Source organism: Duganella zoogloeoides (assembly GCF_034479515.1).
Lineage (GTDB): Bacteria > Pseudomonadota > Gammaproteobacteria > Burkholderiales > Burkholderiaceae_D > Rugamonas > Rugamonas zoogloeoides.
Window position 1 is genome coordinate 1,231,236 of the sequence record NZ_CP140152.1, and the last position, 20,728, is coordinate 1,251,963.

The window sequence follows — 20,728 nt, forward strand, 5'->3', positions numbered from 1 at the left end:
CGGCAGGAAGTTGGATGGCGTTAACGCCATGTAAGCAAACGTTACCTTGGCCGAGAAACTGAAAAGCCGCCATCCTTTGCAGGAATGGCGGCTTTCGGATGCACTACAACGCGTTTAGAACTTGCCCCTTGGAACTTGCCCCTTAGAACTTGACCCAGAGGCGGCTGAAGTACGACGTGCCGTTCAAACCGAACTGCACACTCTCATACTTGAAGCCATTGTCGGTCTGGTCCGCGTCCTGCGCGGTAGGGCGCGCGCCGAACAGGTTGTTGCCGCCGAACGTCAACTTCATGTTCTTGTTGATGTTGTAGGTAAACGCCAGGTCGGCCGAGGTTTTCGACTTGTAGCGCTGGTTCGGAACGCCCTCGGCGGTGCCGCTGAAGGTGCCCAGCGTTTGCGGGCCGAAGTGGATGATCTTCAGGTCCGTGTCCCAGGCACCGAGGCCATAGTTGAAGCCCAGCGTGAATTTCGAACGCGGCGCGCCCTGCTCGATGTACAGGCGCTCTTTTTCCGACAGCAGCACGTCCTCGAAGCCGCGCAGCGAAGCCGGGGCGTGGACGTCGGTCACTTCGGTCTTGCTGACGTTCATCGCCAGGAAGGTGTTCAGGCGGCCGCCCAGCACGGTGGCCTTGTGCGAGGCGGTCAGGTCGATCCCCTGGGTCTTGGTATCGGCCGAATTGACGAAGAACTGCGCCTCGCCCACGCCCAGCGCGGCCAGGCGCGCGGACAGGTCGGGGTAGTTGTCGGCGGTAAAGCGGCCCGACAGCACGATGCGGTCCTTGATCTTGATGTGGTACAGGTCGGCCGTGAGCGAGATCGCCTGGGTCGGGGTCCAGGTGGTGCCCAGCGTGAAGCTGGTCGACTTTTCTTCCTTCAATTTCGGAATGCCGGCCGCGTTGGCCACCACGCCGCCATTGGGCGCCAGCACCACTTCTTTCGGCACGCCGCCGATGAAGTCGGTGAAGGTGGTGGACAAATGGCTTTGCTGCAGCGACGGCGCGCGGAAACCGGTGCTGGCCGAGCCGCGCAGCAGCACGCTATCGGCAACACGGATGCTGCCGGCCAGCTTGCCGGTCACGGTGGAGCCGAAGTCGCTGAATTTCTCGTAACGCACGGCGGCCTGACCTTTGACGCGGTCGGTGAAGTCCGCTTCCAGGTCGAGGTAGGCGGCGTTGCTGTGGCGCTTGGCATTGGTGATATCGCCGGGCTGGAAGCCGGGGAAGCCCTGGCTGCCGGCGTTGCCGCCGTTGCCCACGCCGTCGGCATCGATGTACGAACCGGCTTCGCCAGCGAAGATCTTGAATTCCTCGCGGCGATACTCGGCGCCGAACGCCACGTTCATGCCCTTGCCCATGATGCCGTCGTAGTAGCGGCTCAGGTCGAGGTTGGTGGTCAGTTGCTGGAACGAGAAGCCGCCGGCGTTGAACTGGCTGGCGCTGACGCCACGGCCGCCGTTCTGCAGGTCGAGGTTGGCGATCGAGGCGTTGATCGTGTTGCTGATGTCGTACTTCATCTTGTTGTAGCCGTACGTCTGCGAGATGTCGGTATTCCATTCGCCCAGCTGGATGCGGTGGCCGAGGATGGCGGTACGGTCCTCGATCCTGGCATTGATGAACGGCACGAAGCCGTTCGGATACATGGCCGCCGAGTTGCGGCTTGGAATATCGTCCGAGCCGACGCCGCCGCGCGCGAATGCCGCACTCGAGCCGTCGCGTTTTTGCGCGCCGGCCGTGAAGTACAGGCGGCCGTTGCCGGTGGTAGGCAGTTCGCCGTTGGCGTAAATGGTCTGGCTCTCGGTCTTGGTGTCGCCGATGATGCGCGGATTGTCCGGTTCGGCGCGGTTGGAGCGGCCACGGTCGAGGTATTCGCCGGTCAGGGCCAGCACGCCGCCGTTGCCGATATCGAAACCGCAGTAGGCCGAGCCCATCCAGTTCTCGCCGTCGCCGGCCGAGTACTGGCTGTAGCCGGCAATTGCTTCGCACCCCTTGCTTTTCTTGAGGCTGATGTCCATCACGCCGGCGATCGCGTCCGAGCCGTACTGGGCGGCGGCGCCGTCACGCAGGATTTGCACGTCCTTGATGGCCAGCATCGGGATCGCATTGAGGTCGGTACCGGTGTTGCCGCGGTTGCGCGCACCGAACAGGTTGACCAGCGCGGTGGTGTGGCGGCGCTTGCCGTTGACCAGTACCAGGGTCTGGTCCGAACCGAGGCCGCGCAGGGCGGCGGAATCGACCAAGTCGGCGCCATCGGCGCCGCTCTGGCGCGTGGAGTTGAACGATGGCGAAATGTAGGTCAGGGTCTGGGCCAGGTCGAACTGGCCGCCTTGTTCCGCCAGCTTGTTCATCGGGATCAGATCGACCGGTACCACGGTGTCTGTGGACGACGACGTGGCGCGGCGCGAGCCGACCACGGTCACCGATTGCAGCGGCGTCGGAGCAACGTCGGCTTCGGCTGTGGCGAGGGTCTGGGCGTGCGCTGCAGGGGCCAAGGCGAGGGCGGTGATGGCCGAGGCGCCGTACAGGCTGAGCAGGACGGCTTGACGCAAATGGGTAACTGCAAACACGTGGCATCTCCGATGAGCAAAATTTGATTCTAGTCAAATTACTCATAACAACATGCGGATTTCTCACGGTTTGGCGGACCAAACATTATTAGTGTTGTTTTAAGGTTTCACCACTACGTAGTCATACGTATCGCCATGCTGGAAGTCTAAAATAAAGTGTTTTCAGCGCGCCCCGTACAACGGGCGCGCTGGTGATGCCAGTGGATTTAAAGTGCAATCGGGATCAGTCGATCGGCGAATTCAGGCTGCTGCGGCGGGTGGTGCCGTAGTAGCTGTCGATTTGCGACGCCCAGGTCTGGTTGGCCATATTGGGCCAGTTGTCCTTGTCGAAGCCGGGGGCGTTTTCGATGCGTTCCTTCTCGAGGTTGAGCGTGAAGCGCTTGTTGACGGTGTCGAGAGTCAGTGCTTCCCAGGGCACGGCAAACAGTTTTTCGCCGATGGTCAGCACGCCGCCGTGGGCCATGACCGCGTAGGCGATTTTGCCGGTGCGCATGTCGAGCATGATTTCCTTGATCTCGCCCAGGTGTTCGTTTTGCAGGTTGTGCACGTGGTCGCCGATCAGGGTGTCGGCACCCATCAATTCAGGACCCGGGCCTTTGCGGCCGTTGTCCACGTACATGCCGTATGGATCGCGTTCGGTATAGCTCATGGTTATCTCCTGTGCATTTGTGAGTTGTCATTCTGATCTTGTTTATGCAACCTGTCTGTACGGTTTGCCACAGTCGCGCAGCATGGCCAAAGCCGAATTTTCAGGGGGTAATGCTGCTGATTTGGCGGTTTTAGGATATAATTTCAATTTCCCGCACGTGCCGTTCGGCACCATCTGCAATGACCAAATTTGTCTTCGTCACCGGTGGCGTTGTGTCTTCCCTTGGTAAAGGGATTGCCGCCGCCTCCCTCGCCGCGATCCTCGAATCGCGCGGCCTCAAAGTCACCATGCTCAAGCTCGACCCGTACATCAACGTCGATCCTGGCACCATGAGCCCCATGCAACACGGTGAAGTGTTCGTCACCGACGACGGCGCTGAAACCGACCTCGATCTCGGCCACTACGAGCGCTTCATTTCCACCCGCATGCGCAAGGTGAACAACTTCACCACCGGCCAGATCTACGAATCGGTGATCCGCAAGGAACGCCGCGGCGAGTACCTCGGTAAAACCGTGCAGGTGATCCCGCACATCACCAACGAAATCCAGGACTACATCCGTCGCGGCGCCGAAGGCTACGACGTGGCCCTGTGCGAAATCGGCGGTACCGTGGGCGATATCGAATCGCTGCCGTTCCTCGAAGCCGCCCGCCAGCTGAGCCTGCGCGCCGGCCGCAAGAACACCGCCTTCGTGCACCTCACGCTGGTGCCGTACATTGCGTCGGCTGGCGAACTGAAAACCAAGCCTACCCAGCACTCGGTGCAAAAGCTGCGCGAGATCGGCATTTCGCCCAACGCGCTGCTGTGCCGCGCCGACCGGCCGATTCCGGACGACGAGCGCGCCAAGATTTCGCTGTTTTCCAACATCGAAGAGCAGGCCGTGATTTCCGTGTGGGACGTCGACACCATCTACAAGGTGCCGCAAATGCTGCACGACCAGGGCCTGGACGCGATCATCTGCGAAGCGCTCGACATCAACCCGGCGCCGGCCGACCTGTCGGTCTGGAGCAAACTGATCTACACGCTCGAGCATCCGAAGTCGGAAGTGTCGATCGGCATGGTCGGCAAGTACGTGGAACTGACCGAGTCGTACAAGTCGCTGACCGAAGCGCTGCGCCACGCCGGCATCCACAACGAGTCGAAGGTCAACATCGAGTACATCGACTCGGAAGAGATCGAAACCACCGGCTGCGCCGAGCTGGCCAAGTACGACGCCATCCTGGTGCCGGGCGGCTTCGGCAAGCGCGGCGTGGAAGGCAAGATCATGGCCGCCCAGTTCGCCCGTGAAAACAAGATCCCTTACCTGGGCATCTGCCTGGGCATGCAGGTGGCGCTGATCGAATATGCGCGCCACAAGGCAGGTTTGACCACCGCCAACTCCACCGAGTTCGACCTCGATACCGCGCAACCCGTGGTGGCCCTGATCGACGAGTGGCAAGGCCAGGACGGCAAGGTTGAAAAACGCGACGAGAATTCCGACCTGGGCGGCACCATGCGCCTGGGCGCGCAAACCTGCGAGATCAAGCCGGGTACGCTGGCTGCCGAGATCTACGGCGCGGTCGTGACCGAGCGTCACCGTCACCGCTACGAAGCCAACAACCATTACCTGCCGCGCGTGGAAGCTGCCGGCCTGGTGGTGGCGGCCCGTACGCCGACCGAGGACCTGTGCGAAATCATGGAACTGCCACGCACCGGCGACAACGCCCACCCGTGGTACATGGGCGTGCAGTACCACCCTGAATTCAAATCGACGCCACGTGACGGCCATCCGCTGTTTACTTCGTACATCAAGGCGGCACTGGCCCACAAGGCTGCTGGCGGCAATCGCTCCACTGATGGTCAACTGCAAGGAGAGGCGGCGTAACTGCGCTGTCAGCTTCAACCAAGGCAGTCTGCCCGGTGCGTGCGTGTAGCCATAAGCGCCCGCACTGGGTTATATTCCCGTTATTATTTCACTCGCACATGCGCGCAAGATGCAGCGAGCGGACTCTGTTTCGTCTAACTTTGGAGAATTAAATGAGTGCTATTGTTGATATTATCGGCCGTGAAATCATCGACTCGCGCGGCAATCCAACCGTCGAATGCGACGTGTTGCTGGAATCGGGCGTGATGGGCCGCGCGGCTGTGCCGTCGGGCGCATCGACCGGTTCGCGCGAAGCGATCGAGCTGCGCGACGGCGATCCGAAGCGTTACTTCGGCAAGGGCGTGCTGCAAGCCTGCGAAAACATCAACACCGAAATCTCGGAAGCGATCATGGGCCTCGACGCCAATGAGCAAGCGTTCCTGGACCGCACTCTGATCGACCTCGACGGTACCGAAAACAAGAGCCGCCTGGGCGCCAACGCCATGCTGGCCGTGTCGATGGCCGTGGCCAAGGCCGCTGCCGAAGAAGCGGGCCTGCCGCTGTACCGCTACTTCGGCGGTTCGGGCGCGATGCAGCTGCCCGTGCCGATGATGAACGTGATCAACGGCGGCGCGCACGCCGACAACAACCTGGACATCCAGGAATTCATGATCATTCCAGTGGGCGCACCATCGTTCAAGGAAGCCGTGCGTTACGGCGCGGAAGTGTTCCACACCCTGAAAAAGATCCTGCACAAGAAGGGTCTGAGCACCGCCGTGGGCGACGAAGGCGGTTTCGCGCCATCGCTGGCCAACCATGAGGAAGCCATCAAGCTGATCATCCAGGCCATCGAAGAAGCCGGCTACGAGCCAGGCACCCAGATCGCACTGGGCCTGGACTGCGCCGCGTCGGAATTCTACAAGAACGGCAAGTACGAACTGGAAGGCGAGGGCCTGTCGCTCACCGCCACCGAGTTCACCAACCTGCTGGCCACCTGGTGCGACAAGTACCCGATCATCTCGATCGAAGACGCGATGCACGAAGGCGACTGGGACGGCTGGGCGATTCTGACCAAGGAACTGGGCCAGAAGGTGCAACTGGTGGGCGACGACCTGTACGTCACCAACACCAAGATCCTGAAAGAAGGCATCCAGAAAGGCATCGCCAACTCGATCCTGATCAAGATCAACCAGATCGGCACCCTGACCGAAACTTTTGCTGCCATCGAAATGGCCAAGCGCGCCGGCTACACCGCCGTGATCTCGCACCGTTCGGGCGAGACCGAAGATTCGACCATTGCCGATATCGCTGTTGGCCTGAACGCCCTGCAGATCAAGACCGGCTCGATGTCGCGTTCGGACCGCATGGCCAAGTACAACCAGCTGTTGCGCATTGAAGAAGATCTGGGCGACATCGCTTCCTACCCAGGCCGCGACGCCTTCTACAACCTGAAGTAATTCTGTACCGAGCGGCCGGAACTTCCCGGCCGCTTTTTTATACTCCCTATTCCATGCGTCTGATTACACTAGGCCTGGCAGTCCTGCTGCTGTTGATACAGTACCCGCTCTGGCTGGGCAAGGGCGGCTGGCTGCGCGTGGCCGATTTCGAGGCCCAGGTCGATGCGGCCCACAAGAAAAATGCGGAGCTGCTGGCCCGCAATGCCAAGCTCGATTCCGAAGTGCGCGACCTCAAGGACGGCACCGGCGCCGTCGAAGAACGCGCCCGTTACGAGCTCAGCATGATCAAGGAAAACGAGATTTTCGTGCAAATCGTCGGCAAGGGCCATTCCGTGCCGAACGTGCCGCTGGCAGCGCCGCCGTCGGCCGATGCTCCTGCCCGCCCGACGTCCACTTCCGCCCATTGAACATGGTCTGGCGCGCCATCATGCTGTGGACGATGCTCGCACTGGGCGCGATGTCCGGCCCGGTGCTTGCCGCTGCTGTCCCACCTGGCGTTGCTACCGCTGCCGCAATTGCCGCTGCGGCCGTTACCTCCGCTGGCGCTGTTGACGCCTGCATTCCCCTGCGCATCGGCTACATCGACCAGCACCGCCCGCCGTACTGGATGGGCGAGGGCGAGCAGGTGCCTGAACCGCCCGGCGCTGCCGTGGATTTGATGCGCGACGCTGCCCAGGCCGCCGGCTTCGGCTGTGCGCCCACGCTGGTACGGTTGCCGCCGGCGCGCCTGCGCGTGGCGCTGGCCAATGGCGACATCGACATGTCGCCGCTCGGTGAAATGCCCACTTATCCGGCGGGCATCGCGCTGCCGCGCGACAAGAAGGGCAACATCGACCTCGAGCGTGCCATGCACAACACCCTGGTGGTGCTGGTACGCGCCAGGGACAAGCTGCCCGCGACCACCGATCCAATGCAGTACTTCAAAGGCAAGGTGCTGGGCGTGGCGCTCGGGCAAAGCTATACTGCACGTCTGCGCGAGGCCGGCCTGAGCATCGATGACGGCGGCCGCGATCTCGAGCGCAATATCGAAAAACTGCGGCTTGGCCGCGTCGATGGCGTGGTGGCGGCGGCCGTGGTGCCCAAGCACCTCAAGCTCATGCTGGACCGCTACAAGGGCGCCATCGTGCAACTGCCACAGCCGCTGATCAGCACGCGCGTATGGCTGGCGTTCAACGAGTCCTACTACCGCGCGCACCGCCCGCAGGTCGAAGCGCTGTGGACCTGGCTCGACGTCAATCGCAGCCGGCTTGGCTATACCCTGGAAAAATACCGCAAGCAGGATTAGAACGCCTGACCAGCCTCCATAACGGCATTACAGCTGCTCGCCGGACTGGCGTACTGTCTGCGTCGCTGCACCTTGCTCTGGAGGCTGTCTCGGCGCTTTGCAGGTGTAACGTACCTGCCCGCATAGCGACCAGCGGCTACAATACGGGTCCGCTTCAAGCACCGAGTTCGATTTGAAATCCCTGATTCCTGCACTGCTCCTGTCGGTTGCCGTCCATGCCGGTGCTGCCACCGCTGTCTCTGCCAACGCTGCTGCGAGTTCCACCATCGCGCCACCTGTCGTCAACAATATTTTGCGCGCCCAGGTGCTGCTCGACCGCGCCCATTTTTCGTCCGGCGAAATCGATGGCACGGTGGGCAGCAACTTGCGCCGCGCTGTCACCGGTTTCCAGAAACTGCGCCAGTTGCCGGTGACCGGCAAGCTCGATGACGCCACCTGGGCCGCGCTCAAGGCAGACCCGGCGCCCACGCTCGACGTGTACACGCTCACCGCCGAAGACATCGCCGGACCGTATGCGCCAGTGCCGGCCGCCATGGGCGACAAGGCCAAGCTGGCCCGGCTCGGCTACGCCAGCCTGCTCGAAGCGCTCGGCGAAAAATTCCACAGCAGTCCTGCGCTGCTACGCAAGCTCAATCCCGGCAAGACGTTCAAGCGCGCCGGCGAGCAACTGCTGGTGCCCAATGTCGTCAACGCACCACCGTTGCCCAAGGCTGCCACCGTCCTGGTCGATGCCACCGAGGGCACCTTGACCTTGCTGGACGCTGGCGGCATGCCGATCGCCCAGTTCCCGGCCAGTACCGGCAGCAAGCACGACCCGTTGCCGGAGGGACGCTGGACCGTGCTGGGCGTGGCCGTCAATCCCGACTACCGCTACAACCCCAAGCTGTTCTGGGACGCCAAGCCGGGCGACGTCAAGGCGCGCATCGCCCCCGGCCCGAACAACCCGGTGGGCGTGGCCTGGATCGACCTGAGCAAGGACCACTATGGCATCCACGGCACGCCCGAGCCGGCCAATATCGGCAAGACCCAGTCGCACGGATGCATCCGCCTGACCAACTGGGACGTGATGAAAGTGGTGAAGGCGATCACGCGCGGCGCGACGGTGTTGTTGCAGGCTTGACCGGGTTACACTGGCGTTTTCCATGACGAGGATGCCGTATGACCGATACCGCGCTGGACCTGATTTTTGATGACGCCGCGCTCGACAGCCGCCTGCAATGGCACTGCGAACCGGCCAACTGGCGCATTGACCCCGCCGCCCGCTGCCTGCGCATCGCGCCCGATGCCAATACCGACTTCTGGCAGCGTACGCACTACGGTTTCCAGGTCGATAACGGCCACTTCCTCCATCTGCCAGCGTACGGCGATTTCGTGCTCACCACCCGGGTCACGTCGAAGCCCGTGCATCAGTACGACCAGGCCGGCCTGATGGTGCGGTTGTCCGATGGCTGCTGGCTCAAGACGTCGGTGGAGTTCGAGCCGGACGGCGATAACCGTTTGGGCGCCGTGGTCACCAACGGCCATTACTCGGACTGGTCCACCCAGCCGCTGCCCCGGCACATCGACACCGTGTGGTTCCGCATCCGCGCCGAGGCCGAGGACTGCATCGTCGAGTCGTCGTTCGATGGCGAAACCTGGACCCAGATCCGCATCGCCCACCTGGCCGAACGCGGCGCTGCCGCCAGCGTGGCCTGCGGCCTGTACGCGTGCAGCCCGAAGGCGGCCGGCTACCAGGCCGAATTCGCGTTCCTGTCGTTTGTTCCCGGCCGTCTTCAACTTTACTGAAAGCCCTTATGCCATTTACTTCCTACCTCGGTACCAGCCCCGTGCTCGGTGAAGACATCTACGTCCACGAATCGGCACAGGTGATCGGCGACGTGCAGATCGGCCGCGACAGCTCGGTATGGTGCAACACCGTGCTGCGCGGCGACGTCAACCGCATCGTCATCGGCGAGTGCAGCAATGTGCAGGATTTTGCCATGGGCCATGTCTCGCACAAGAGCGCATCGAAACCCGATGGCTCGCCGCTGACCATCGGTAACTACGTCACCATCGGCCATTCGGTGATCCTGCACGGCTGCACCATCGGTAACGAATGCCTGATCGGCATGGGCTCGATCATCATGGACGACGTGGTGGTGCAAGACCAGGTGATGGTCGGCGCCGGCAGCCTGGTCTCGCCCGGCAAGGTGCTGGAAAGCGGCCACCTGTACATCGGCCGCCCGGCCGTAAAGGCGCGGGCGCTGAGCGCGGAGGAGATCGCCTACCTCAAGTATTCGGCCGAGCATTATGTGCGGGTGAAGAACAACTATCTGGCCGGATAGCAGACCGCGCCACACCACGCTGCAGGAGAGTTGTAGAAAAACAATAGTGATCAACAGGCACCAACTATTGCTTGTAAATGAGAATCATTATTGTTAGTATGACTTTTTGCCAGCAATCGTAAGCGTCCGAGAGCCAGCCGTTCACATACTCTCTCTGGATACTTTATGGCTGCTACTCCTGCCCGGCACTGCGCCGCTGCTGTTCAATTCCCGCGTCCGCGCCTGATGCGCGTGGCTGTGCAATCTGCTTTGTTGACCTTGCTGGGCGCGGCGCTGCTGCCGGCGCACGCGCAGGAGGCGCAAGTCGCTGCTGCGGCCGCTGCGGCAGGCGCACCGGCGCTGGGCGAAATCGTGGTCCAGGCCAAGCGCGACGATCCGGCCTCCACCCGCAAGGGCACCACCACCGTGATCGGCGCCGAGCAGATCGAGCGCAACAACGCGGTGGACATGGCCAATATCGCCCGCTATTCGCCACTGATCAGCGTGCCTGGCGCGGCCAGCGGCAGCGGCAACGTGTGGGACGGCGCCGGCAATACCGGCTTCAATATTCGTGGCGTGGAGGGCAACCGCGTGAGCATGGAGCTCGACGGCATCTCCTTGCCTGACGCCGCGCCCAAGCCGGACGGCAACACCATGAATGCCTTCGGCATCGGCCGCGACTACTTCGATCCCGAGACGTTTCACTACGTGAGCATCGGTTCGGGCGCCAGCCCGGCCGGCAGCGGCACGCCGGGCCTGGGCGGCTCGGTGTCGTTCGTGACCAAGTCGCCGGAGCAGTATCTTGATGGCACGCGCAAGGTGTACGGCGAATACAAGTTCGGCTACTCGGGTGAGCAGAACGCGCGCATGCATGCATTCACGGCCGCTACCGAGATCAGCCCCAGCCTCAAGGCGCTGGTCGTGGGCGTGCACCGCCAGGGCGATGAACTCGATAGCAAGAGCAGCGTGCCGGTCAATCCCGATGACTGGGAAAGCAATGCCATCCTTGCCAAGCTGAACTGGCAAGTGGCGCCTGGCCACAAGCTCGGCTTTACCATCGACAGCTACAAGGCCGACCATCACCGCGTCTACAACAACAAGACGGGCGCCCTGTATCCGCAAGGCGCGATCCAGGATTCGACCACCAAGCGCAACCGCTACAGTATCGAGCACAACTGGACCGACGCCGGCCTGGCGCTGTTCGACAGCCTGAAAACCCACGTGTACAAGCAGGATGCGTCGGTGGTGGACCAGACCAACGCCGCCTACGTGAGCGGCGGCCAGCCGTACCTGCGCTTTATCGAGACCGGCTACTACAACGACAGCCGTGGACTGGTAATCGAGGCCAGCAAGAAACTGGGCACGGCAGCGTCGCTGTTCTATGGCGCCAACTATGAAACCCAGGAGTCGCGCCGCCCATGGTATGAAGACCGCACCGTGGTGCGCACCGGTGCGCACCAGATCACCCGCAAGAACCGCATGGCCGACATGGATACCGACAAGGTCGCCGCTTATGTGCGTGGCGAGTTCGGCTTCCCGCTGGCCGGCCACCAGGCCACCTTGACGCCGGGCCTGCGCGGCGAGCATCGCAAGCTGACGCCGAAGAATTTGCAGAACTACGCGATCGCCATTCCCAATGCCGCCAGCGAAGTCAAGGAGGAAAGCGACTCGTACTTCACGCCGAGCCTGAACCTGTCGGTGGAACTGACGCCTACCCTGACCACCTACGCCCAGTATTCGCGCGGCACCCGCTTGCCCAATTCGGCCGAGCGCACCGGTACCTACGATTCGTTCAGTTACACCGGCGCTGGTGTCGGTTACGCAGTGCTGGGCAACGCCAACCTGCAAAAGGAAACCAGCAACGCCTTCGAGCTGGGCCTGAAAGGCACGGCCACGCCGGGCGTGGAGTTCAGCGCGTCGATGTTTTACACCCGTTATAACAACTTCATCGAGTACGCCACGCAGCCGGCCGATCCGGTCAATTTCCCGACCATCACCTTCGGATTGTTCCGTCCCGAGAACATCGGCAAGGCGCGCATCTGGGGCGGCGAATTCTCCAGCAACTTCCAGTTGGGCCAATGGCTGCAAGGCATGCAGGGCTATAGCGTCAACCTGGCTGCCGGCCTGTCGCGTGGCAATGCGGAGAACCAGTTGACGGGACAGAAGGGCGGCCTGGTATCGGTGCAGCCGTACAAGGCCAACGCGACCTTTGCCTGGGACGACCCGACCAAGCGCGGCGGCGCGGCGTTCACCATCAGTGGCGTGCGCAGCCAGCGCGCCGGCAACGACGTGATCGGTGGCGTGACTGCCGAACGGTTCCTGACGCCCGGCTACGGCGTGATGGACCTCACTGCTTACTGGAACATCAGCAAGCACGTCGAACTGAGCGCCGGCGCCTACAACCTCGGCGACAAGAAGTACTGGGACTTCGCCTCCTCGCGCGGCATGCCCACCGGCACCACGGTGGCCACGCGCGACGATATCGAACGCATGGCGCGTCCCGGACGCAATTACGCATTCACCCTGAAGGTCATCTACTAATCTTTTTAACGGAGCCACCCATGAAACACCATCATCGATATGCACTGGCGCTGGCCAGCGCCTTGCTGCTGACCTCGGTAACCGGCAGCGCCGCCAACCTCGTCGAACAGTGGGACAAGCTGCGCGCCGAACAGCCGCGCCTGCCCGCGCGCGACGCCGCCAGGCAGCTCGGCGTGTCAGAAGCGGACTTGCTCGCCACCGGCCTGGGCAAGACCGTCACCCGCTTGCAGGACGACGGCACGGCGCCGCGCGAAATCATGCGCCGCGCGCTCGACCTGGGCAAGGTCATGGCACTGACGCGCAATGAAAACGGCGTGATCGAACGCACCGGCGTTGCCACCCGCCTGAAACCGGACGAGGACGTGCAGACCCTGGACGAAGACAAGGAAAAAGAGCGCGAAGTACGCATGCGGAATATCGCCGGCGGCTACCTGGGCGGCGAGATCGACCTGCGCTTCTGGTTCGACAAATGGAAGTACGCGTTTGCCGTCGCCCAGCCGGGCAAGGATGGCGTGGTGGCGCGCAGCCTGCAGTTTTTTGACGCCAGCGGCAATGCCGTGCACAAGCTCTACGTGCGCAGCGACGCCGGCGCACCGGTGTTCGATAAACTGGTGGCCGACTTCCGCAACGCCAACCAGGGCCCGGACCTGAAAGTGGCAGCCGCACCGGTCAAGGCCAAGGAGAAGCCGGACAGCGAGATCGACGTCAAGGAATTCCAGCTGGCGTGGAACGAGATCAACGACGTCCACCAGTTCAACCGTTTGCTGACCGAATTTGGCGTTTCGCGCGAACAGGCGATGCGCCTGGCGCCACCGGGCGCGGCCGAGCGCATCACGCCGCAAGCGGTGCGCACGCTGCTCGAAGGCGTGGCCAGGAACCAGATCAAGTTCATGACCTTCCTCGGTAACGGCGCCACCATCCAGATCTACAGCGGCACCGTGAACAAGGTGGCGGAAGCGGGCGGTTACTTCAACGTGCTCGATCCCGAATTCAACCTGCACCTGCGCGACAGCGCGTTTGCCAGCGGCTGGGTGGTCAAGCGGGCAGGGGTGACGTCGGTGGAATTCTTCGATCAAAACAGCGAGCAGGTGGTGAGCTTCTTTGCCGTGCGCGAGCGCAACAAGCCAGCGCCGCAGCCATGGATCGACCTGGCCGCAGCACTGCCACGCGCCGACACCGCGCGCCAGGCCAGCCGTTAAGAGTTCAGCGCAGGCAGCAGAGCACCAGCAGCACGGCGCGGATGAATTGGGTGAGACTTTGACATCCGCGCCACCAGTGCTATTATTTTTGACATGAAGTTCATTACCGGAAAAATCGTGGCTGGCCAGGTAATCGTCGACGGTGCGCCGTTCGACGAAGGGACCGTCGTGTCGGTATTCACGCATGAAGCCGATGAACCGTTCGAGCTGAGCGACGGAGAAGAAGCTGCCTTGATGCTTTCGATCCAGGAAGCCGAGCGCGGTGAAGTGATTTCTGGCGCTGAACTGATTGCCAGTTTGCGTGGACCTTGATTGCCCTATACGCCATCAGCGTCACCCATCGTGCGGCTGCCGAGATACGGCAGCTAGCCGCTTGGTGGCAGCAGCACCGCCTTGCCCGCACCGGATGCCGTTCAGCTCGAACTGGAACGCGCATTCACACTCCTGTCCATGCTGCCAAAGGTTGGCGCTATCGCGAAGAACGCCAGACTGGCAAATGTCCGGCGCGTCCATCTTGCTAAAATCCACCATCATCTGTACTACCGAATCACAGGTAATCGCGTCGAGATCCTGGCGCGGTGGCACACCAGTCGCCACAGCAAACCAGGCTTCTGAAACAACGGTCAGCCCGCCAGCGCAGCGCGGCCGAGGGCGGGGTCGTCGGTGAAGAAGCCGTCGATGCCGGTGGCGATGTAGCGTTTCATTTCGGCGATCGAGCCGGCTTCGTTGCGGGCGGTGTCGGCGCCCTTGCGGAAGTCGGCGGCCAGGAAGCGGTTTTCCGGGCGGAAGGTCCACGGCTCGATACGCAGGCCGGCCTGGTGGGCGTCTTCCACCAGCGACGACGGTGCCGCCAAGCTGCCGTCTTGTTTCAACGGGATGATCGCGCGGGTCGGGGGCGCTACCACGTCGGCGTACCGGGCGATGTCGCGCAGGCCGGCCGGGGTGCACATCTGCTTGAAGGTCAGCTTGCCGCCGGCCGCTGCCACGTCCATCGGCCGCACATCCTCGCCGATCACCAGCTGCATCAGGCGCAGGTTGGCGCGCGTGGCCAGTTTGCTGCGCAGGTATTTCAGGTTGGCTACTTCGAACGACTGGATTTGCACCGGGTTGCGCCGCGTGTAATCGTGCGCGGCGATAATGGACAGGAAGCGGTCTTCCAGCGGCAAGCCGACGCTGGCGAAATAGGTCGAGTGCTTGAGTTCTGGCACGATGCCGATGATGCGCCCGTGCGCGGCTGCTTCGGCCGCGACGAAGTCGATGATTTCCTCGAACGTCACCACCTGGAACATGCCGTTGTACTCGGCGCTGCCGGGACGGAACTGCGGAATGCGCTCGACCGCGCGCAGGGTTTTGAGTTCCGCCAGCGTGAAGTCGTCAACGAACCAGCCGTCGTGCGCTTCGCCGTCGATGGTCTTGCGCGTCTTGCGGCTGGCGAATTGCTTGTGGCTGGCCACATCGGTGGTCTCGCTCAGGTAGGCTTCGTGGCGCGCGACCAGCACGCCATCCTTGGTGCTGCACAGGTCCGGCTCCACGTAATCGGCGCCATCGACGATGGCCCTGGCGTACGCGGCCAGCGTGTGTTCGGGACGCAGCGCGCTGGCGCCGCGATGGCCGAATACCAGTGGACGTTTGCCACCGGCGACGCCGCCAGCGCCCAGCGGCGCAATCCCCGGCATGCCGGACTGGTCAATACCAGCAGCCGGCGTTGCTGCCAGCACCGAAGCTGGCAGCAATAGCGAAGCGCCAGTGACCGTAGCAACTGCGGCGGCTGTCTGAATAAAACCGCGCCGTGACAAGCTGCCCGGCAACGGCGATGCAAAAGTTGATTGGGTCATCGGAGTCTGTCTCGATAAACCGCGCCGGGTCTAGCCTCCCGGCAGCGGCATGGTAAAAAATCAGAAGTCTGCCATCAACGTCAGGAAGCCCTGGCGTGGTGCGATCGGAAAGGTATTGTACGTGCCGCTGGCCGCACCCACTACAACGTTGAGGTCGCCCTTTTTGTCGGCCAGGTTGCTGATGTTGACACGGTAGCGCGCGTTCTTGATCCAGTTGCTGTTCAGGAAGGGCAGCTTGCCCGACACGCCCAGGCTCATCAGGAAATAGCTCTTCACCGCCAGGTCGTTGGTGTAGGTGGCGTAGCGCTTGCCCACGTAGTCGCCGATCAGCTGGAACTCGGCGTCGGCCACGTTGGCGGTGGCAACGAACTTGTTCATCCACTCCGGGCTGCCGGGAATGGTCTTGCCGGCGGTTGGCACGATGGCGCTGCCGTTGCTGTAGTTGTCCTGGTACTCGGCGCGGTTGTATGACAGCGCGTTGTAGAACGAGAAGCCACGGCCGAAGTGCAGCGTGCCCGACAGGTCGATGCCATCGGTCTTGACGCTGCCGACGTTGGCCAGCACCGGGTTGCCGCCGATGATGGACGAGATCACCGGCGTCGGGCTGATGGTCAGCAGGCGGTCCTTGAAGTTGACGTGGTAGAGGTTGACCTGGCCGTCGAAGGCCGAGATTGTGCCCCAGTTCAACTGGCGGCTGGTACGCAGGCCCGCTTCATACGTGACCGAGGTTTCCGGCTTGGCCGTGTCGCGGAACAGGTCGAACGCGGACTGGCTGGCCAAACTCCACGGCGATGCACCGCCGCCGCCGTAGGTGACGAACTGGCGCATGTTTTTCTGCACGTTGAAGAACGCCTGGTCGTGCGGCGTGATGTCCCAGCGCGCGCCCAGTTGCGGCAAGAACCATTTCTTGGTGTCGATCTTGCCGACCGGCAGGGCGGTGGAACCGTTGGCAATCGCGCCCACTTTGGGCTGTACCGGGAACTGGCCATCGGCAAACTGCAAGCTCGATTTGAAGCCGGCCTGCAGCGCGATATCGTCGCGCACTCGCCATTCGTCCTGCAGGTGCAACTGCACAACCTTGTTGTCGATCTCGCTGCCGTACTGGGTGATCAAGGGATTGCTCGGGCGGTCATATGGCGAGCTCGGGTTGTTGATGTCGAGTGCATACCAGCGGCGGTACGCTTCCGAGCGGTTGCGCTCGAACCAGATGCCCGCTTGCAGCTTGTGGTTGCCGATCTCGCTGCGCACGGTGGACAGCCAGCCGGCGCGGTTGATTTTATATTCGGTGGTACGGGTGGCGTAACCGGAGTTGCCGAACACCTGTTTCAGATTCTGGCCCGGGAAATACACCGAGAACAGGCCCGGCAAACCGGCCACGCCGATCGGACCGGCCACCACGCCCACGCCGTCGTCGTTGTGGTAGTACACCTGGTTCGACCAGGTGGTGTTGTCGCTGACGTTCATGTCGAACTTGGCGTAAGTCAGGTAGTCGGTGCGCTGCGCATCACTGTAGTAGTTGCGATAGTTGTTGCCTTCGGCCGTCGGCGTGGCGCCGGTGGGGGAAAGGTAATTGACCGCTTCCTGGAAATTCGGGTAGATGAACGGGCGCGTGTACGGTTGGTATTTCTCGGTTGCCGAGCGCACGGTGCTGTCTTCGTTCGGTTCGATCTTGTCCGAGTAGTTGAGGAACAGGGTCAGCTTGCCCAGGCCGCTCTGGTTCACGTACTTGGCATTGAACTGGTCGCCGCCCTGGCGCGCATCGAAGTCCCACGCCTTCTGTTCGTGGTGCAGGGCCGAGATGTAGGCGCTGCTGCCGTCGCCAAACGCGCCGGTATCGTAACGGACGAACGTGCGCGAGGTGGTGTGGCTGCCCACGGTTTGCTGCACGGCCAGGTTGCGGGTTTGCGTGGGATCGCTCGAGAAGGTCTCGATGGTGCCGCCGAGGTTGCTGGTGGACGCGGTGGCCAGGTCGCCGGCGCCCGACGACAGGATCACGCTGCCGACATTTTCGCTGATCACGGCGCGCTGTGGCGACAGGCCGTTGTAGTTGCCGTATTGCTGGTCACCGAGCGGCACGCCGTCCATGGTGTAGCCGAGTTGCTGGCCGGAGAAGCCGTGGATGAACAGCGACAGGTTTTGTTCGTTGTTGCCCCACGGGTCGGCGGTCTGGAAGCTCACGCCGGGCAGGGTCTGCAGGGCTTTCAGCGGGTTGATGCCTGGCAGGATTTTCTGCATGTCGCTCTTGCTCATCTCGACCGAGGAGCGGGTCTTGCGGGTGGAGATCTCCACGGTGGCGATCGGCGCGCCAGCGGCGCCGACGGTTGCTGCGTCAGCCGCTGCGGCAGCTTCCACTGCGGCAGGGGCCTCGGCCATCTCGGCAACGGCGGCGGCAACATTGGCAGCCATGGCCAGCATCGGGAGACTCAAAGCGATCAAGCATGCCGAGCGCATTACGGATAATTTCTTGTTCATGTTTACCTTGTAGCCAGATTAAGTGAATCGCAACGTGGCGCATGATAGGTTTCGCATGTGACCGCGTGATGACCGCTCAGTGACCGCTCAGTGACCGCTCAGTGACCGCCCAGTGACTGCTCAATGATGGCGGCATGACCGCAAAAATCCCGGGGCTGGTACACTGTGCCCGATGGAAATAACCAGGAATCACATCATGCGCATCCCTGTCATCCTTGTTTCTCTGGCGCTGTCGCTTGCCTTGGGTGGCTGCTACACCGTCAACCAGGGCAAGCTCGGCAACTTCGTTACGTCCACGATCCAGCCGGGCATGACGCTGGACGAAGCGCTGGTGCGCATGCGTGCCGAACAGTTCGACTGCCAGAGCAGCAGCGCCGGCACCTTGACGGTGTGCACCCGCACCCAGCACAGCCTCGTGCGCGGCGAGTGCCAGGAGCGGGTGGACCTGGTGCGCAGCGCCGCGTCGGTCCGCATGCTGGGCGGCATCGATATCCTTGCAATCAAATGTTCTAGATAGTTCACTCAATGGCACGACCGAAATACCTCCCCGATAACTTCACGCTGGCCATGATCGTCACGGTCGCCGCCGCCAGCCTCTTTCCCTGCACCGGCCAGGCCGCCGTGGTCTTTGACAATGTCACCCACGCCGCCGTGTGCCTGCTGTTCTTCCTGCACGGCGCCAAGCTCTCGCGCGAGGCGGTGATCGCCGGCATCACGCACTGGCGCCTGCACCTGCTGGTGCTGCTGTGCACGTTTGCCTTGTTCCCGCTGCTGGGCCTTGGTTTGCGCCCGCTGCTCGAACCGCTGGTCACACCCGACCTCTACCTGGGGATCTTGTTCCTGTGCATGTTGCCGTCCACCGTGCAATCGTCGATCGCGTTCACGGCGGCTGCGCGCGGCAATGTGCCCGCCGCCATTTGCAGCGCGTCGGCCTCGAATCTGTTGGGGATTTTCATTACGCCGCTGCTGGTCGGCCTGTTGACCAGTGCGCAAATGCAGGGCGGTTCGTCGCTCGAATCATTCGTCCAGATCGCCACCCAGCTGCTGCTGCCGTTCATTGCCGGCCAGGTGGCGCGGCGCTGGATCGGCGCCTGGGTCGAGCGCAACAAGGCGATGACCCGGCTGGTGGACCAGGGTTCGATCCTGCTGGTGGTGTACACGGCATTCAGCGAGGCGGTGGGGCAGGGCTTGTGGCACCAGGTGTCGGGCCGTTCGCTGGCCGGGTTGCTGCTGATCGACGTGATATTGCTGGCGCTGGTGATGTTCACCGCGGCCAGGGTGAGCCGCAAGCTCGGCTTCAGCCGCGAAGACCGGATCGCCATCGTGTTCTGTGGTTCGAAGAAGAGTCTGGCCAGCGGCGTGCCGATGGCCAAGGTGCTGTTCGCCGGGGGCACGCTGGGGGCGGTGGTGCTGCCCTTGATGCTGTTCCACCAGTTGCAGTTGATGGTGTGCGCGGTGCTGGCGCAACGTTATGCCAGCTCGGCCGAGAAAGAAAGGCAGGCCGAGCTGACTTGATGCTGAGTGCTAGTGCTGAGTACTTCGGCTTAGTGCTTGGCTTGGCCCGGTGGCAGCAGCGCTTCCACCGGCGCATCGGTGGCAAACAGCTGGGCCACGTCCACCTTGTCGTAGTCGTAGTGCTGGCCGCAGAAGTCGCAGTTGACGCCCACGTGGCCTTGCTCGGCCACCACGCTGTCGATTTCCTCCTGGCCCAGCATCTTGAGCATATTGCCCACTTTTTCACGGGTGCAATTGCAGTGGAATGATGGCGTGAGTGGCTCGAACACGCGGATCGTCTCTTCCCAGAACAGGCGCTGCATCAGCACGTCCACCGTGGTTTCCAGCATTTCCTGTTCCTTCAGCGTGCCGCCGAGCATCACCGCGCGGTTCCAGGTTTCCAGCGCTTCGTCGGCCGACAGCGGCGCGACGCCAGTCTTGCCGCCGTGGTCCGGCAGCTTTTGCAGCAGCAGGCCGCGCGAGGTGGTGTCATCGGTGGCCAGCCACAGCCTGGTGTCGAGCTGTTCCGAGCGCAACATGTAGTTTTCGATGATGGTCGCCACGTCTTCGCCGTCGAGCGGCACGATGCCCTGGTACGGCTGCTGGCCCGGCACCTTGTCGGCCGGATCGAGCGTGATGATGAAGCGGCCGTTGCCGGTGGCATTGAGCAGCGACGCCAGCGACGCGTCGTCGGCGATCACCGCGTCGGGCGCCAGCTTGGCGGTGGCGCGCAGGCGCAGGTCGGAGTCGCACTCGACCACCAACAGGCGCACCGGACCGTCACCGTGGATTTGCATGATGATCGAACCGTTGAATTTGAGGTTGGCGGACAGCAGCGCCGCCGCGCTCACCATCTGGCCCAGCAGCTTTTTGACCGGCGTCGGGTAGGCGTGGCGCGCCAGTACCTCGCGCCACGTGGCCGAGATGTCGATGAACTGGCCGCGCACGGCGGCGTTGTCGAAAATGAATTTCTGCAGGGTGTCCTGGGACAGGGTAGTGCTCATATTAGTATCCAATCTGTTTTGGCGGCGTGAAAGCGTGGCCACGATAACCCGCTATTTTACGCGTACACGGGGCAACGAACGGTCG

Annotated in this window: 18 protein-coding genes; 13 read left to right on the forward strand and 5 right to left on the reverse strand. The window is 62.6% G+C overall.

Going from position 1 to position 20,728, the window contains the following annotated elements; genetic code table 11:
* Positions 1-142 precede the first annotated feature (142 nt).
* Together SR858_RS05430 and SR858_RS05435 are read right to left on the reverse strand one after the other, a co-directional pair.
* Positions 143-2,563, reverse strand: coding sequence for a TonB-dependent receptor plug domain-containing protein (locus tag SR858_RS05430; protein WP_040377919.1), 2,421 nt, complete (start codon positions 2,561-2,563; stop codon positions 143-145).
* A 223-nt stretch (positions 2,564-2,786) separates the two neighbouring features.
* Positions 2,787-3,212 carry a PRC-barrel domain-containing protein gene (locus tag SR858_RS05435; RefSeq protein WP_019922746.1) on the reverse strand — a complete coding sequence of 142 codons (426 nt, stop codon included), beginning with the start codon at positions 3,210-3,212 and terminating at the stop codon, positions 2,787-2,789.
* 179 nt (positions 3,213-3,391) lie between these two features.
* On the opposite strand from SR858_RS05435, the gene SR858_RS05440 reads away from it, so the two are divergent.
* From SR858_RS05440 to SR858_RS27735, 11 genes are all read left to right on the forward strand, one after another.
* Positions 3,392-5,074, forward strand: a complete 1,683-nt coding sequence (locus SR858_RS05440; RefSeq protein WP_019922745.1) for a CTP synthase — start codon at positions 3,392-3,394, stop codon at positions 5,072-5,074.
* A gap of 152 nt (positions 5,075-5,226) precedes the next feature.
* Positions 5,227-6,510, forward strand: a complete 1,284-nt coding sequence (eno, locus tag SR858_RS05445) for a phosphopyruvate hydratase (protein WP_019922744.1) — start codon at positions 5,227-5,229, stop codon at positions 6,508-6,510.
* A 53-nt stretch (positions 6,511-6,563) separates the two neighbouring features.
* Positions 6,564-6,917 (forward strand): cell division protein FtsB, encoded by a 354-nt coding sequence (gene ftsB / locus SR858_RS05450; RefSeq protein WP_019922743.1) that lies wholly within the window; start codon positions 6,564-6,566, stop codon positions 6,915-6,917.
* A 20-nt stretch (positions 6,918-6,937) separates the two neighbouring features.
* On the forward strand, positions 6,938-7,795 hold the full coding sequence (locus tag SR858_RS05455; RefSeq protein WP_322534499.1) for a transporter substrate-binding domain-containing protein: 858 nt from the start codon (positions 6,938-6,940) through the stop codon (positions 7,793-7,795).
* A gap of 172 nt (positions 7,796-7,967) precedes the next feature.
* The gene (locus SR858_RS05460) at positions 7,968-8,915 is read left to right on the forward strand and encodes a L,D-transpeptidase family protein (RefSeq protein ID WP_019922741.1); all 948 of its coding nucleotides are present in this window, start codon (positions 7,968-7,970) and stop codon (positions 8,913-8,915) included.
* Positions 8,916-8,953: 38 nt separating this feature from the next.
* Entirely contained in the window at positions 8,954-9,580 is a 627-nt protein-coding gene (locus tag SR858_RS05465) for a DUF1349 domain-containing protein (RefSeq protein ID WP_019922740.1), read from the forward strand.
* A gap of 8 nt (positions 9,581-9,588) precedes the next feature.
* The gene (locus tag SR858_RS05470; RefSeq protein WP_019922739.1) at positions 9,589-10,119 is read left to right on the forward strand and encodes a gamma carbonic anhydrase family protein; all 531 of its coding nucleotides are present in this window, start codon (positions 9,589-9,591) and stop codon (positions 10,117-10,119) included.
* A gap of 165 nt (positions 10,120-10,284) precedes the next feature.
* The gene (locus tag SR858_RS05475) at positions 10,285-12,639 is read left to right on the forward strand and encodes a TonB-dependent receptor domain-containing protein (protein WP_154819964.1); all 2,355 of its coding nucleotides are present in this window, start codon (positions 10,285-10,287) and stop codon (positions 12,637-12,639) included.
* Positions 12,640-12,659: 20 nt separating this feature from the next.
* Positions 12,660-13,838, forward strand: coding sequence for a hemin-degrading factor (locus tag SR858_RS05480; protein ID WP_019922737.1), 1,179 nt, complete (start codon positions 12,660-12,662; stop codon positions 13,836-13,838).
* Positions 13,839-13,931: 93 nt separating this feature from the next.
* Positions 13,932-14,150, forward strand: a complete 219-nt coding sequence (locus tag SR858_RS05485) for a hypothetical protein (RefSeq protein ID WP_019922736.1) — start codon at positions 13,932-13,934, stop codon at positions 14,148-14,150.
* Between the two features lie 81 nt (positions 14,151-14,231).
* The gene (locus tag SR858_RS27735) at positions 14,232-14,453 is read left to right on the forward strand and encodes a type II toxin-antitoxin system RelE/ParE family toxin (RefSeq protein WP_407654687.1); all 222 of its coding nucleotides are present in this window, start codon (positions 14,232-14,234) and stop codon (positions 14,451-14,453) included.
* Between the two features lie 8 nt (positions 14,454-14,461).
* Here SR858_RS27735 and SR858_RS05490 read toward each other — a convergent pair whose 3' ends face one another.
* Both SR858_RS05490 and SR858_RS05495 read right to left on the reverse strand, forming a co-directional pair.
* A complete protein-coding gene (locus SR858_RS05490) occupies positions 14,462-15,673 on the reverse strand; it encodes a glycerophosphodiester phosphodiesterase (RefSeq protein ID WP_084670020.1) in 1,212 nt (403 codons plus the stop codon).
* Between the two features lie 60 nt (positions 15,674-15,733).
* On the reverse strand, positions 15,734-18,079 hold the full coding sequence (locus SR858_RS05495) for a TonB-dependent receptor (protein ID WP_322534500.1): 2,346 nt from the start codon (positions 18,077-18,079) through the stop codon (positions 15,734-15,736).
* Positions 18,080-18,341: 262 nt separating this feature from the next.
* On the opposite strand from SR858_RS05495, the gene SR858_RS05500 reads away from it, so the two are divergent.
* Together SR858_RS05500 and SR858_RS05505 are read left to right on the forward strand one after the other, a co-directional pair.
* Positions 18,342-18,662, forward strand: a complete 321-nt coding sequence (locus SR858_RS05500) for a hypothetical protein (protein ID WP_019922732.1) — start codon at positions 18,342-18,344, stop codon at positions 18,660-18,662.
* 8 nt (positions 18,663-18,670) lie between these two features.
* Positions 18,671-19,660, forward strand: coding sequence for a bile acid:sodium symporter family protein (locus tag SR858_RS05505; RefSeq protein ID WP_019922731.1), 990 nt, complete (start codon positions 18,671-18,673; stop codon positions 19,658-19,660).
* 29 nt (positions 19,661-19,689) lie between these two features.
* Here SR858_RS05505 and hslO read toward each other — a convergent pair whose 3' ends face one another.
* A complete protein-coding gene (gene hslO, locus SR858_RS05510; RefSeq protein WP_019922730.1) occupies positions 19,690-20,643 on the reverse strand; it encodes an Hsp33 family molecular chaperone HslO in 954 nt (317 codons plus the stop codon).
* Between the last annotated feature and the right edge of the window lie 85 nt (positions 20,644-20,728).